Here is a 13,686-nt window from a genome sequence, read left to right on the forward strand (position 1 = left end):
CCGCCTGGCCCGGGCTCAGGTCCGGGAGGGGCTCTCGGCCACTACGCGGGCCAGCTGGGCGGTCAACTCGGCGGCCTGGGTCATCACCGCGTCCATCCACCAGAAACCGTGGGCGGCGCCGGCGTACGTCGTGGTCGTCACCGGAACTCCGCTGGTCGCCAGCCGCTCGGCGTACGCCAGGGCCTCGTCGCGCAGCGGGTCGAGCTCGGCGGTCACGATCGTCGTCGGTGGCAGCCCGGTGAGGTCCTCGGCGAGCAGCGGTGCCGCCCGGGGGTCGCGGGCGTCGTCGGCGGTGCGCAGGTAGTGGTCCCAGAACCAGACCATCTCCCGCGCGCTCATCAGCGGACCGTCGGCCTGCCGCACGTAGGAGGCGTACGGCGTGCCACGGGCGGGCAGCAGGCTGGGATAGAGCAGCACCTGGGCCCGGACGTCCGCAGGGTCGGCCCGCAGTTCCAGCGCGGTCGCGGCGGCGAGGTTGCCGCCGGCGCTGTCGCCCAGCAGCACCAGCCCGCCCCAGGCCCCGCCGACCAGGCCCGGGTCGGTGGCCAGAGCCCGCGCCGCGGCGAGGCAGTCCAGCAGTGGGCCGGGGAACTTGGTCTCGGGGGCGCGGCGGTAGTCCAGCGACACCACGACGCAGCCGCTGGCCGCCGCCAGCGCCCGGCACGGCCGGTCGGCCGGCTTGATGCCGCCGAGCGTCCAGCCGCCGCCGTGCAGGTAGAGCACGACGGTGCGCGCCTCGCCGGGGTGAGGGTGGTAGACCCGGGCGGGCAGCAGGCCGGCGTCGCCGGGCAGCAGCACGTCGTGCACGTCGGCCACCTCGGTGGGCGGTCGCTGGAGGCGGGTCACGCCGTCGCAGAGCGCCCGGGCGTGCAGCACGCCGACCTGGTCGTAGGTCGGGACCCCGAGCTCGGCGAACTGGGCCACCAGCGCCGCGACGTCGGGGTGGGGGACCGGGGTTGTCACCGCACTTCCAGCCCGTCGAGCAGCAGGCGGGCGTAGGTCTCGCCGATCTCGGCGGCGTCGACGGTGGAGCGCGAGGGGTTGAACCACCGGCTGGTCCAGCTGACCATCCCGATCAGCCCGTACGCCGTGACGCGGGCGTCGGGGGAGAGGCGTAGCGACCCCTCGTCCATGCCCTGCTGCACGATCGCGGTCACAGCCTCCTCCCAGCGCCGGTTGACCTTGCGCATCTCGGTGGCCCACGCACGCCGCGAGTCCGCGACGTGCGCGAGGTTCTCCTGGAGGTAGACGTAGAGGAACGGGTAGTGGTCGGCGTAGGACGCCATCAGTCGGGTGACCAGCTCGCGGAGCTTCTCCGGGGCGCGGCCGGAGCCGTCGCGGATGGACTCAGCGACGACGAGGTTGTCCTTGACGACGTCGGTCACGACCTCGTCGAGGAGCTCCTCCTTGCTGCTGACGTAGTAGTAGAGGCTCGCCCGCTCGGTGCCCACCGCCTCGGCGATGTCGGCCAGCGAGGTGCCCTGGTAGCCCCGGGCCTTGAAGACCTCGGCCGCGGCCCTGACGATCTCGACCCGGCGCAGGCTGTAGCCGCGCTTCCCGCCGTCCCGCGCCGCGACACGCCGGCGACCGATGCCGCTGTCATCGGGATCGGGCTCCGACGCTGGCTGCTCCGACGGTCCGTCCACGTGCCGAACCTAGGCGTCGTGGATGCCGTCGTCAACAGATCCGTTGAGGATGGGAGGAGCGTTGTCAACGCGTACGTAGATTCTGTCAACACAGTAGTTGACACCCCCCTGTAGAGGTGGTGTGATGCCGACCACAGGGGGCGCCGCCAGGGCGCCCCGCACGCGCTCGGGGCTCGTGAAGGGACCACGAATGAGACACCGCCAGGCACACCAACGCCGCGCTGGAACCCTGCTGACGGCCGGGGCGCTGCTGCTGCTCCCGCTGACCGCCTGCACCAGCCCCTCCAGCTCCAGCAGCTCGCCGTCGGGTGCCGCGACCGCCAAGGCCGGCTCCGCAGCCGAGGGTGAGGTCGCCGCGGCGAAGAAGAAGGTCGAGCCGCTGCTGCAGCCGCCGACTAAGATCAACCAGACCGGCAGGATCTCCGGCAACTTCGCCTCGGACAAGCCGCTGGTGGTGATCACCTGCGAGCTTCCCCAGTGCACGACGATCGCCAACGGCACGCTCGAGGCCGCCAAGGCCATCGGTTGGAAGACCAAGGAGTTGGCCTACAAGACTACCGACGGCGCAACGCTGACCTCGGCGATGAAGGAGGCGTTGACCTACAACCCGTTCGCGGTGGCGCCCATCGGTTTCAGCCAGGCGCTGTGGGACCCGCTGGTGCCGGACTTTCAGAAAGCCGGCGTCATCATCACCCCCGTCGCGGTCGGCGACACCAAGCCAGGTGGCCCGGTCACTCAGGGCTCGGCCAGCCAGCTCGACTACTCCGCCTCCGGTGCGGCCATGGCCGATTGGGTCACCGCCGACTCGGCCGCCACCGCCCACGTGCTCGTCCAGGACGTGCCGGCCTTCGCGGTGCTGAAGGCCTACGGCGACGGATTCAAGAAGGAGTTCCCCAAGAGCTGCAGCGCCTGCACCATGGCCACGCTCGACAACGCCCCGGCCCAGCTGGCCACCAACGGCATCGTGCCCTCGGTGATCTCCGAGCTGCAGAAGGACCCGAAGATCAAGTACATCGTGTCGACCGACACCGCGTTCCTCGCCGCCGGCCTGCCCAGCGCGATGAAGGCGGCCGGCATCACCGGGGTCAAGATCGTCGGCGGCTCGCCGGACATCAACAGCCTGCAGGGCATCGTCAGCGGCAGCCTCGCGGCGGTCAGCGCCACCGCGGAGGACCAGTACGGCTGGACCGCGGTCGACATCATCGCCCGCACGATGACCAAGACCAACGTGCCCGCCGGTGACGGTGGTCGCGTCCAGATGATCACCGTGAAGGACAACGTCGGTACGCCGTCCGCGGCAGGCCTGGGCTACCCCAAGGACTACCGCGACCAGTTCAAGGCGCTGTGGGGCAAGTGAGCATCGGGGCCTCCTCCGCGGCACCTGCGGCCATCGCGGAGACCGTCCACGCCGCGCCGTCGCTGCAGATCGGCGGACTCACCAAGACGTTCGTGGGTGGGCACGCGCTGCGCGAGGTCGACCTGCGGATCGCCGCGGGGGAGGTCCATGCCCTGCTCGGGGAGAACGGGTCGGGCAAGTCGACCCTGATCAAGACCTTGTCGGGCTTCCACAAGCCCGACCCGGGCGCCAGCATCCAGATCGCCGGTGTGGAGCTGGTGCCCGGCCAACCGGCGTCGTCGTACGCCCTGGGAGCCCGGTTCGTCCACCAGGAACTCGGCTTGGTCGAGGGCTGCTCGATCAGCGACAACCTGGCCTTCGGTGCCGGCTTCCCGACCCGGTTCGGCACGATCAGCGACCGGGCCGCACGCAAGCGGGCCCGGGCGGCGCTCGAGGGGGTGGGGGTCGACCTCGACCCCGACCGGATGGTCGCCGGCCTCTCGCCGGCGGAGAAGACCGGCATCGCCGTGGCGCGCGCCCTGCTCGAGGACCCCTCGAGCCCGGTGCACCTGCTCGTCCTCGACGAACCCACTGCCCGACTGCCCGAGGGTGAGGTCGAATCGCTGCTGGCGATCGTGCGCCGGGTCTCGGCCCGCGGCATCGGCGTCCTCTACGTGACCCACCGGCTCGACGAGGTCTTCGACGTCGCGACCACCGCCACGGTGCTGCGCGACGGCCAGCGCGTGACGACGCAGCCGATCGCCGACCTGACGCGTGAGTCGCTGCTGCACCACCTGCTCGGCACGGACCTGGAGAACCAGGAGCGTCCGGCGTCTCGGGTCGACCCCCACGCCGAGCCCGTCCTGCAGCTGACCAGGGTCTCCTCGCACTCGGTGCACGAAGTCGACCTGACCGTGCGCCCCGGTGAGATCGTCGGGATCGCCGGCATCACGGGGTCGGGCCGCGAGTCGCTCGTCGGCACCGTCTTCGGCGCCCGCGGGCGGGACCGCGGCACCGTCACGGTGCAGGGCGAGGTCCTGCGCCCGGGTCGCCCCGACCTGGCGATGGCCGCCGGCGTCGCCTACGTGCCGGCCGAGCGCAAGACCGAGGGCTGCTTCGTCGACCTGCCTGCCCGGGAGAACATCGCCTTCGGCAGCCTGCGCAGGCTCTGGCGATGGCCGCACCTGCGCAAGGGCCGTGAGGTGGAGCTGGCCACCACCTGGTTCGAGCGCCTCGACGTGCGCCCCCGCACCGGGGTCGACCAGGCCATGTCGACCTTCAGCGGTGGCAACCAGCAGAAGATCGTCTACGGCAAGTGGTTCGAGCGCACCCCCGTGCTGTTCCTGCTCGACGAGCCCACTCAGGGCGTCGACGTCGGCGCCAAGGCCGAGCTGCACGCGGCCCTCTTCGCGGCTGCCGTCGAGGGTGCCGCGGTCCTGGTCAGCTCCAGCGACACCGAGGAGCTGGTCGCGGTGTGCGACCGGGTCGTGGTGATGCGCCTCGGCGAGGTCGCTGCCGAGCTCGTCGGCGACCAGATCACCCCGCACGCCCTGACCCGCGCCTCGCTCGGGATCCACGCGGTCGCCGATCCCACCCCCGACGATGCCTCCGCTGCCGCGTCCACCGCCCACGAAGGAGACCTATCATGATCCGCCTCCCGCGGGGCCTCGGCCTCGAACGCTTCAGCGGCCTCTACCTGTGGGCCGTCCTGATCATCGTCTTCACCGTGTGGCAACCGACCTACTTCCCGACGATGGCCACCGTGTACTCCATCGCCGCCGACCGCTCGATCGCGGCCATGCTGGCGCTGGCCGTCGTCGTGCCCCTCACCTGCGGAGCCTTCGACCTCTCGGTCGGCGCCACCGCCAACATCAGCACCGTCTCGGCGGTGATGATGGTCAACGACGGCGTCGCCTGGCCACTCGCGGTCGCAATCTGCACCGTGCTCGGCGCGGTGATCGGCGCGATCAACGGCTTCGTGGTGGTGCGGCTCAAGGTCAGCTCGTTCATCGCCACCCTCGGCTCGTCGTCGGTGATCGTGGCCTTCCAGATCATCATCACCAACAACCTCCAGCCGCTTCCGCCAATCAACGCGTCGTGGACAGCCTTCACACAGTCCACGATCTTTGGCTTCCAGATCGTGGTCTTCTACATGATCGGCCTGGCCGTGCTGATGTGGTGGGTGCTGCGGCACACTCCCGCGGGCCGCTACCTCTACGCCATCGGCAGCAGCCCCGAGGCTGCGCGGCTGTCCGGGGCCCGGGTCGACCGTTACACGTTCCTGGCGCTGCTGGCCTCCGGCACGATCGCGGGCCTGACCGGCGCGATCTACGCCTCGCTCGCCGGCCCCTCGCTGACGTACGGCGCCTCGCTGCTCTTGCCCGCCTTCGCGGCGGTCTTCCTCGGCTCGACCCAGATCATCCCGGGGCGCTTCAACGTGTGGGGCACCGTGCTGTCGATCTTCGTGCTAGCGACCGGGGTCAAGGGTCTGCAGCTCGCCACCAACGCCCAGTGGCTCGACCCGATGTTCAGCGGCGGGGCGCTGATCGCCGCTGTTGCGGTCGCTCTCGGACGCCAGCGCGCCGCGGAGGAGAAGGCCCGTCGCAAGCTACTCCGCGAGCCCGCCAGCTCGGTGCTGGTCGCGAGCTCTGACCGTTCGTGACCCAGCTGCGCGGAGCCGTCGTCGGTGGCGGCACCATGGGGGTCGGCATCGCCTACGTGATGGCCGTCGCCGCTGTGGAGACCACCGTCGTCGAGCCCGACCCCGGCCGGGCCGACGCGCTGCTGACCGAGATCGAGGACGCCCTCGCCAACGGCATCCAGCGCGGCAAGCTCGACGAGGCCTCCGCCGCAGCGGCGCGGTCCGCCCTGACCGTGGTCGGCGGCCTGGACGCCCTGCCGACCGGTCTGGACGTGGTCGTGGAGAGCGTGCCGGAGCGGGCCGACGTCAAGCATGCGGTGCTGGCCACGATCGAGGCGCGAGCGCCGAGGCTGCTGGCCTCCAACACCTCCTCGATGTCGATCGACGCGCTGGCCGCCCCGCTGGAGCGCCCGGAGGCGTTCCTCGGCCTGCACTTCTTCAACCCGGTGTGGTCGCTCGCGCTGGTCGAGGTCGTGCGGGGGTCCGCCACCTCCGAGGAGACCCTGGCGTCTGCGCTCGAGCTGGTCGCGACCATCGGCAAGCAGAGCGCGGTGGTCAACGACTCCCCGGGGTTCGCCACGAGCCGGCTCGACCTGATCCTGGCGATGGAGTCCATGCGCATGGTCGAGGAGGGGGTCGCCTCCGCTGAGGACATCGACCGCGCCGTACGCCTCGCCTACCGCCACCCCGTCGGCCCGCTGACGCTGAGCGACATCGTGGGGCTCGATGTGCGCCTCGACATCAGCCGGCAGCTCGAGGTCAGCCTGGGGGAGCGGTTCGCCGCCCCGCAGCTGCTCGCCAACCTGGTTGAGCAGGGCCGCCTGGGCAAGAAGTCCGGGCACGGCTTCTTCGAGTGGCCCGAGTCCTGATGAGGTCGCCCCACCGTCCCCTTGACCTTCGTCAACGTGTCTGTTGACATTGCTGTCCTAACCTTGCTGTGACCACCCCCTCATCCCAGGAGTGACCGTGCGCGACGCCGTCATCGTTGAAGCCATCCGGACCCCCGTGGGCAAGCGGGGAGGTGCGTTGTCCGGCCAGCACCCAGTGGACCTGTCCGCCGACCTGCTGACCGCGCTCGTGGCCCGCACCGGGCTGGACCCGGCCGTCGTGGACGACGTGCACTGGGGGTGCGTGCACCAGGTGGCCGAGCAGACCTACAACGTGGCCCGCAACGCCGTGATCGCGGCCGGATGGCCCGAGTCGGTGCCCGGCACCACGATGGACCGACAGTGCGGGTCCTCCCAGCAGGCCGTTCACACGGCGGCGGCCATGGTCGTCTCCGGCCAGGCCGACGTCGTCGTCGCCGGCGGGGTCGAGGTGATGAGCCGGGTGCCGATGGGTGCCTCGGTGCTCGACAAGGACCCCTTCGGCGAGCGCTTCGCGGCGAGGTACGACGGCCGCCGCCCGCACATGGGTCTGGGCGCCGAGGAGATCGCCCGACGCTGGGGCTTCACTCGCACCCGGCTCGACGAGTTCGCGCTCTCCTCCCACGAGCGCGCCGCCCGTGCGCAGAAGGACGGCCGGTTCGCCGACGAGATCGTGGCCATCGAGAACACCGACGGCCTCACCGTCGAGCACGACGAGGGCATCCGTCCCGGCGGCTCGCTGGAGAAGCTGGCTGGCCTGCGCCCGGTCTTCGCCGAAGACGGCCTGCTCACCGCGGCCAACAGCTCCTCCATCAACGACGGCGCCGCGGTTCTGCTCGTGACGACCAGCGAGAAGGCTGCGGAGCTCGGGATGACCCCCATCGCCAGGATCCACACGGCCGTGGTGGCCGGTGACGACCCGATTATCAGCCTGACCGCGCTGATCCCGGCGACCAAGAAGGCCCTGGACCGTTCCGGCCTGTCGGTCTCTGACATCGGGGTCTTCGAGGTCAGCGAGGCCTTCGCCTCGGTGCCGCTGGCCTGGCAGGCCGAGATCGGCGCCGACAGCGCCCTGATCAACCCGAACGGCGGCGCGATCTCGATCGGGCACCCGCTGGGGGCCAGTGGCGCCCGCCTGATGACCACGATGGTCCACCACATGCGCCAGACCGGCACCCGCTACGGCCTGCAGACCATGTGCGAGGGCGGCGGACTGTCCAACGCGACGATCCTCGAGCTGCTCTGATGGCTGACTTGAAGCTGAGCCACTCGCTGCTCATCCCTGAGACCGAGGAGCGTCGCGCCCTGCGCGAGAGCGTGTCGTCGCTGGTGGGCAAGTATGGCCGTGCCTACTTCCAGGACGCTGCAAAGCGAGGTGGCTTCCCCGACGAGCTTTACGCCGATCTGGGCAAGAACGGCTTCCTCGGCGTCAACATGCCCGAGGAGTACGGCGGTGGGGGTGGCGGCCTGGCCGACCTCGCGGTGGTCATCGAGGAGACGGCCGCCCACGGGTGCCCGATGCAGATGATCGTGATCTCCTCGATCACCGCTTCGATCATCGCCCGGCACGGCTCGGAGACCCTCAAGGAGCGTTGGGTCGAGGGCATCTGCAGCGGCACCAAGAAGATGGTGTTCGCGATCACCGAGCCCGACGCCGGCACCAACACCCACAACATCTCCACCACGGCCACCCCGGCCGCCGGTGGCGGCTGGACGCTGAAGGGTCAGAAGTACTGGACCTCCGGCGTCGACGAGGCCGACGCCGTGATGGTGGTGGCGCGCGACGCCGAGACCGGCCCCGAGGGCAACCGGACACTGTCGCTGTTCATCATCCCGACCGACGCGCCCGGCTTCTCCTACACCCCGATCGACTCGGCGCTGCGGGCGCCCGAGCGCCAGTTCGTCACCTTCTACGACGACGTCCACGTCGAGGCCGACTCGCTGATCGGCGAGCAGGGCAAGGGGCTGCAGCAGGTGTTCGCCGGGCTCAACCCCGAGCGCGTCGCCGCGGCCGCGATCGCCTCGGGCATGGGGCTCTACGCGCTGCAACGCGCCTCGGTCTACGGCAACGAGCGGATCGTGTGGAGCCAACCGATCGGTGCCCACCAGGGACTGTCACACCCGCTGGCCAAGGCCTACATCGACCTGCAGCAGGCCCGGCTGATGAACTTCCGCGCCGCGGAGCTCTTCGACGCAGGGGACGACCGCACCTGTGCCGAGGCGGCCAACATCGCCAAGCTGGCCGCGGCCGACGCCTGCCTGTTCGCCCTCGACCAGGCAATGCAGACCCACGGCGGCAACGGGCTGTCCAACGAGTACGGCCTGTCCGACCTGTGGTTCACCGCCCGGATGCTCAAGACGGCCCCGGTCAGCCGCGAGATGGTGCTCAACTACGTCGCGCAGCACAGCCTCAAGCTGCCGAAGAGCTACTGAGGTCGCAGACATGACCTTCACCTTCGCGGGGGTCCTCACCGACCTCGCCCGGCGTACGCCGGAGGCCACCGCGCTCGTCCTGGACGACACCCGGCTGACCTTCGCCCAGCTCGAGGAGCGCGGCACCCGCCTCGCCCACGTGCTCGCCGACCTGGGCGTCAGCGGCCAGCAGCGGGTCGGCTTCCTGGGTAAGAACTCACCGGCGTTCTTCGAGCTGGCGCTGGCCTGCAGCCTGCAGGACGCCGTGCTGGTGGGGCTGAACTGGCGTCTGGCGCCCGGCGAGCTGGCCGCGATCGTGGCCGACGCCGAGCTCGCGCTGCTGGTCTGCGGGCCAGAGCTGCTGTCGGCCGTCGCGCCGACGGCCGAGGGGCTCGGCGTACGCGTGCTGTCGACGGGGGAGGAGCTGGACGCCCTGATGGCGGCCGCCGACGCCACCCCCGTGGAGACGGTCACCACCGGGGCGAGCGTGCTGCTGCAGCTCTACAGCTCGGGCACGACCGGCCTGCCCAAGGGCACGCTGATCACCAACGAGAACCTGTCGTTCACCCAGACCAGCGGGCGGCTGCTCTACGGCATGGACGCCTCGACGGTGAACCTGGTGCCCTCGCCGCTGTTCCACATCGGCGGGGTCGGCTACGGCACCACCGCGCTCAGCCAGGGCGGCACGACCGTGCTCGTGCCCGACTCCGAGCCGGCCACCCTGATCCGGGCGATCGAGGAGCACCGGGTGACGCACGCCTTCATGGTGCCGGCGGTGATCCAGAACCTCGTGCGCTCGCCGGCCCTGGCCGACGCCGACCTGTCCAGCCTGGCCGTCGTGGCCTACGGTGGCGCGCCGATGTCCGAGGCGTTGCTGCAGTCGGCGATCGCAGCCCTGCATTGCGAGTTCCTCGGGGTCTACGGCATGACCGAGACCTCCGGCACCGTGGTCGCGCTGAACGCGGAGCACCACGACCCCGGCGGGCCGCGGGCGCACCTGCTGCGCTCGATCGGCCAAGCGCTGCCGTGGGCGGCCGAGGTCGAGCTGCGCGACCCCGTCACCTTGGAGCCGGTCGAGGCCGGCACGGTGGGGGAGATCTGGGTGCGGTCCGGCCAGGTCACGCCCGGCTACTGGCACCAGCCGGAGGTCAGCGCCGAGGCGCTCGTGGCCGACGGCTGGCTGCGCACCGGCGACGCGGCGTACGCCGACGACGAGGGCTTCCTGTACCTGCACGACCGGATGAAGGACATGGTGATCACCGGTGGGGAGAACGTCTATCCCGCCGAGGTCGAGAACATCCTGGCCCACCACCCGGCTGTCGTGGAGGTCGCCGTGATCGGCGTACCGTCCGAGCGGTGGGGGGAGAGCGTCAAGGCGCTCGTCGTGGTCGACCCCCAGGTGCCCTTCGACGAGGCCGAGCTGATCGCCTTCGCCCGTCAACGACTGGCCCACTACAAATGCCCGAAGGCGGTGGAGAGTGTGGAGCTGCTGCCGCGCAACGCCTCCGGCAAGATCCTGAAGAAGGAGCTGCGGATGACCCACGGCGGTGCTCTCGCGTGACCGACACCATCCTGCCCCTGGTGCGGCGCTGGGCGGTCGACTGGATCAACGGCCACGACGCGGCGGCGACCGAGGACCTGATGGTCCCGGAGTACGCCCTGCGCATCGGCACCTTCGACCTCACCACCCGGGCGGCGTACGTCGACGCGACGGTGGGCCAGCTCGCGCAGTTCCCCGGCCTGGTGCTGACCGTGCACGAGGTGCTGACCAACGGCACCCAGGCGGCGATCCGGTTCAGCGAGCACGGCGCGTCGCTCAAACACGAGGGGAGGGCCGCCGCCTGGACCGGCGTGGTGCTCTTCGAAGGAGACGGGACGCACCTGGTCCGCACGTGGGCCGAGGAGGACTACGCCGCACGTCGGCGCCAGCTCTCCTCCGGCGTCCCCGACCCGGTGGGCGCCCCTGCCCTGGCCCCGTGGGACACCACGCCCGCGGAGCCCGACCCGGCCGCCGAGGACGTCGTACGCCGGTGGCTCTCGGCGGGCCTGCCGCCGGTCGAGGGAGTCACCTGGGACGACGAGCACCTGGACGATGCCGGCCCCGCGTTGAGCAGCGACCGTGGCGAGGTGGACCTGGTGATGTCCGCCGGCGACCGGGTGGCCTTCCACGGCCGGGTGCACGGCGTCGCCCGCGACGGCTCCGGCACCGCCGGCACCGTCGACGTCGCCGGACTGGTCGCCGTCGCAGGCGGCCGCGTCGTCGGGGGCACCGTGATCTCGGACCGTCTCGCCGCGCTGTCGGCGCTCAAGCGGGCTCGGGCATGACCGACGACGGTGTCCGCGGCCCGACCGTGCGCATCGAGGACCGCGGCGCTGTGCGCGTGATTACCCTGGACCGGCCCGAGGTGCGCAACGCCCTCGACCTGGCGACGGCCACCTTGCTCTGGGAGGCCGTGCACGGCCTCGACGACGCGCCCGGGATCGCGGTCGGAGTGCTCACCGGCGGCGGTGGCCACTTCTGCGCCGGCATGGACCTCAAGGCGTTCCTGGCGACCGGGCAGCGGCCCGAGGTGCCCGGCCACGGGCTGGGCTTCACGCGTACCCCTCCCCGCACGCCGCTGATCGCGGCGGTCGAGGGGGCCGCGCTGGCCGGCGGGTTCGAGCTGGTCCTGGCCTGCGACCTCGTCGTGGCCGCCGAGGACGCGACCTTCGGCTTCCCCGAGGTGGCCCGTGGGCTGATCGCCGGAGCGGGCGGCCTGCTGCGGCTGCCGGCCCGGGTCCCGAGGGCGGTCGCCCTGGAGTACGCCCTGACCGGCCGTCGCCTCTCCGCCCAGGTCGCCGACCGCTGGGGCCTGATCAGCCGGCTCACCCCCCACGGCTCCGCCCTCGACGCCGCGCTCGAGCTTGCCGCCGAGATCGCCGTGCACGCCCCGCTCGCCCTGCGTGCGACCAAAGAGCTGGTCAACCGCGGCGGGGAGCTGTCGGTCGCCGACGTGGCGCGCCAGGACGAGCTGCTCGAGCTGGTCGTGGCCTCGCCCGACGCGCGCGAGGGGGCGGCCGCCTTTGCGGAGAAGCGCCCGCCGGTCTGGTCGGACTGAGCCCCCGGTGGCGGTGGCGGGGGAGACGCACGTCGTCGAGGTGGCCGAGCGCGTGTTCGCCCACGTGCAGGCCGACGGCGGCTGGTTCGTCAACAACACCGGCTTCATGGTCGGCCGCAGCGGCGTGGTCAGCGTCGACACCTGCGCGACGGCCGACCGCACGTCGGCGTACCTCCGCGCCATCTCCGACGTCACCGACCGACCCGTCCGCACGCTGGTCAACACCCACCACCACGGCGACCACACCTACGGCAACTACCTGCTCCCCGGTGCGACCATCGTCGGGCACCAGAAGGTGCGGGACGCCCTGCTCGCCTGGGGTCGCCCGCCCGCGCCTGCCTATTGGGAGCCGGTCGACTGGGGCCACGTCGAGCTCGCCCCGCCCTTCCTGACCTACGAGAGCGAGCTGCGGGTCTACGTCGACCAGATGCGGTGCGACGTCCGCTACGTCGGGCGCCCGGCCCACACAGTGGCCGACTCGATCGTCTGGCTGCCGCAGGAGCGGGTGCTGTTCGCCGGTGACCTGCTCTTCAACGGCGTCACCCCGCTGATGTCGCACGGGTCGGTGTCCGGTGCGCTGGCCGTGCTCGACGACCTCGAGGCTCTGTCCCCGGAGGTGGTCGTCCCCGGCCACGGCCCTGTCGGGGGAGCGTCGATGATCGGTGACGTGCGCGGCTACCTGCGGCTCGTGCAAGACCTCGCTGTCCAGGGCCGCGCGGCCGGATGCACGCCGTTGGAGACCGCGAGGGGCGCCGACCTGGGGGAGTACGCCGGGTGGCTCGACGCCGAGCGGGTCGTGGGCAACCTGCACCGGGCCTACGCCGAGCTCGCGGGGTGCGAGCCGGGCGCCCGCATCGACCTGGGCGCGGCCTTCGAGGACATGGTGGCCCTCAACGGCGGGCGTCCCCTGACCTGCCACGCCTAGGCAGTTCCTCGTGCGAGGCTGCGGTGGGCCTCGACCAGGGAGGGCCCGTACCAGGTGAGCAACCGCCCGCTCACCAGCTCGGTGGGGGTGCGCGGGAACGCCTCGGGACCGTCGTCGGCGGTGAACGGGTAGGGCTCGTCGGGCAGCAGGACGACGTCCGCACCGGCTGCGTCGACGTCAGTCAGGTCGACGTGGGGGTAGCGGTCGGCATGGTCGGCGTACACGTTCTCCAGGCCGAGCCGGCGGGCCAGGTCGCCGGTGAAGGTGCTGGTGCCGACGACCATCCAGGGGTCGCGCCAGACCGGGATGATGACCCGACGGCTGACCGGCGGCAGGGGGCCGGACCACAGGTCGCGCGCCTCGGCCAGCCAGCCGGGCGGGGCCCACTGCAGGGCCTCGGCGAACAGCCGGTCTAGGCTGGTCAGCGCCTGGGGGACCGTCTCGATGCCGGTCACCCAGACACGCAAGCCGGCGTCGCGGAGGCGGCGCACGTCGAGCTCGCGGTTCTCCTCCTTGTTGGCCACCACCAGGTCGGGGGAGAGGGCCACGACCGCGGCCACGTCGGGGTTCTTGGTGCCTCTGACCCGGCGTACGTCGAGGTCGGCCGGGTGGGTGCACCAGTCGGTGGCGCCGACCAGGGCCTCGGGCCGGGCGCTGGCCAGCGCCTCGGTGATCGAGGGCACCAGCGAGACCACCCGCCGCACCGGTCCCGCGTGGCCCGCGGCCGGGAGGGCCACGCCCAGGTCGTCGAGGACCACCACG

General features: G+C 71.6%; 13 protein-coding genes. 10 read left to right on the forward strand and 3 right to left on the reverse strand.

Going from position 1 to position 13,686, the window contains the following annotated elements; genetic code table 11:
- Positions 1-15: 15 nt before the first annotated feature.
- Both ACYVDA_RS18150 and ACYVDA_RS18155 read right to left on the reverse strand, forming a co-directional pair.
- The gene (locus ACYVDA_RS18150) at positions 16-963 is read right to left on the reverse strand and encodes an alpha/beta hydrolase (RefSeq protein ID WP_460819884.1); all 948 of its coding nucleotides are present in this window, start codon (positions 961-963) and stop codon (positions 16-18) included.
- Positions 960-1,646: a TetR/AcrR family transcriptional regulator gene (locus tag ACYVDA_RS18155; RefSeq protein ID WP_460819886.1), complete on the reverse strand. Its 687-nt coding sequence runs from the start codon at positions 1,644-1,646 to the stop codon at positions 960-962. Before ACYVDA_RS18155 ends, ACYVDA_RS18150 begins: the two co-directional genes overlap by 4 nt.
- A gap of 190 nt (positions 1,647-1,836) precedes the next feature.
- On the opposite strand from ACYVDA_RS18155, the gene ACYVDA_RS18160 reads away from it, so the two are divergent.
- The 10 genes from ACYVDA_RS18160 (at position 1,837) to ACYVDA_RS18205 (ending at position 12,924) form a co-directional block, all read left to right on the forward strand.
- Positions 1,837-3,003, forward strand: a complete 1,167-nt coding sequence (locus ACYVDA_RS18160) for a sugar ABC transporter substrate-binding protein (RefSeq protein WP_460819887.1) — start codon at positions 1,837-1,839, stop codon at positions 3,001-3,003.
- Positions 3,000-4,631 (forward strand): sugar ABC transporter ATP-binding protein, encoded by a 1,632-nt coding sequence (locus ACYVDA_RS18165; protein ID WP_460819888.1) that lies wholly within the window; start codon positions 3,000-3,002, stop codon positions 4,629-4,631. Before ACYVDA_RS18160 ends, ACYVDA_RS18165 begins: the two co-directional genes overlap by 4 nt.
- Entirely contained in the window at positions 4,628-5,644 is a 1,017-nt protein-coding gene (locus ACYVDA_RS18170; RefSeq protein WP_460819889.1) for an ABC transporter permease, read from the forward strand. Before ACYVDA_RS18165 ends, ACYVDA_RS18170 begins: the two co-directional genes overlap by 4 nt.
- Entirely contained in the window at positions 5,641-6,492 is an 852-nt protein-coding gene (locus ACYVDA_RS18175) for a 3-hydroxyacyl-CoA dehydrogenase family protein (protein ID WP_460819890.1), read from the forward strand. Before ACYVDA_RS18170 ends, ACYVDA_RS18175 begins: the two co-directional genes overlap by 4 nt.
- Before the next feature lie 97 nt (positions 6,493-6,589).
- Positions 6,590-7,735 carry a thiolase family protein gene (locus tag ACYVDA_RS18180; protein WP_460819891.1) on the forward strand — a complete coding sequence of 382 codons (1,146 nt, stop codon included), beginning with the start codon at positions 6,590-6,592 and terminating at the stop codon, positions 7,733-7,735.
- Complete coding sequence (locus ACYVDA_RS18185; RefSeq protein ID WP_460819892.1) at positions 7,735-8,922, forward strand: acyl-CoA dehydrogenase family protein; 1,188 nt, start codon at positions 7,735-7,737, stop codon at positions 8,920-8,922. The genes ACYVDA_RS18180 and ACYVDA_RS18185 overlap by 1 nt, the downstream gene beginning before the upstream one ends.
- 10 nt (positions 8,923-8,932) lie before the next feature.
- Positions 8,933-10,462, forward strand: a complete 1,530-nt coding sequence (locus ACYVDA_RS18190; RefSeq protein ID WP_460819893.1) for an AMP-binding protein — start codon at positions 8,933-8,935, stop codon at positions 10,460-10,462.
- A complete protein-coding gene (locus ACYVDA_RS18195) occupies positions 10,459-11,226 on the forward strand; it encodes a nuclear transport factor 2 family protein (protein WP_460819894.1) in 768 nt (255 codons plus the stop codon). The genes ACYVDA_RS18190 and ACYVDA_RS18195 overlap by 4 nt, the downstream gene beginning before the upstream one ends.
- Entirely contained in the window at positions 11,223-11,999 is a 777-nt protein-coding gene (locus ACYVDA_RS18200) for a crotonase/enoyl-CoA hydratase family protein (protein WP_460819895.1), read from the forward strand. The genes ACYVDA_RS18195 and ACYVDA_RS18200 overlap by 4 nt, the downstream gene beginning before the upstream one ends.
- A gap of 7 nt (positions 12,000-12,006) precedes the next feature.
- Complete coding sequence (locus tag ACYVDA_RS18205) at positions 12,007-12,924, forward strand: MBL fold metallo-hydrolase (protein ID WP_460819896.1); 918 nt, start codon at positions 12,007-12,009, stop codon at positions 12,922-12,924.
- Here ACYVDA_RS18205 and ACYVDA_RS18210 read toward each other — a convergent pair.
- Complete coding sequence (locus ACYVDA_RS18210) at positions 12,921-13,682, reverse strand: helical backbone metal receptor (protein WP_460819897.1); 762 nt, start codon at positions 13,680-13,682, stop codon at positions 12,921-12,923. The two genes, ACYVDA_RS18205 and ACYVDA_RS18210, sit on opposite strands and share 4 nt — an antisense overlap.
- Positions 13,683-13,686: the final 4 nt, after the last annotated feature.

The sequence above is a fragment of the Nocardioides korecus genome (genome assembly GCF_054778395.1).

Coding starts and splice junctions, on each gene's coding strand:
- ACYVDA_RS18190 (WP_460819893.1), top strand. CDS start 8,933: ATGACCTTCACCTTCGCGGGGGTCCTCACCGACCTCGCCCGGCGTACG.
- ACYVDA_RS18200 (WP_460819895.1), top strand. CDS start 11,223: ATGACCGACGACGGTGTCCGCGGCCCGACCGTGCGCATCGAGGACCGC.
- ACYVDA_RS18160 (WP_460819887.1), top strand. CDS start 1,837: ATGAGACACCGCCAGGCACACCAACGCCGCGCTGGAACCCTGCTGACG.
- ACYVDA_RS18170 (WP_460819889.1), top strand. CDS start 4,628: ATGATCCGCCTCCCGCGGGGCCTCGGCCTCGAACGCTTCAGCGGCCTC.
- ACYVDA_RS18185 (WP_460819892.1), top strand. CDS start 7,735: ATGGCTGACTTGAAGCTGAGCCACTCGCTGCTCATCCCTGAGACCGAG.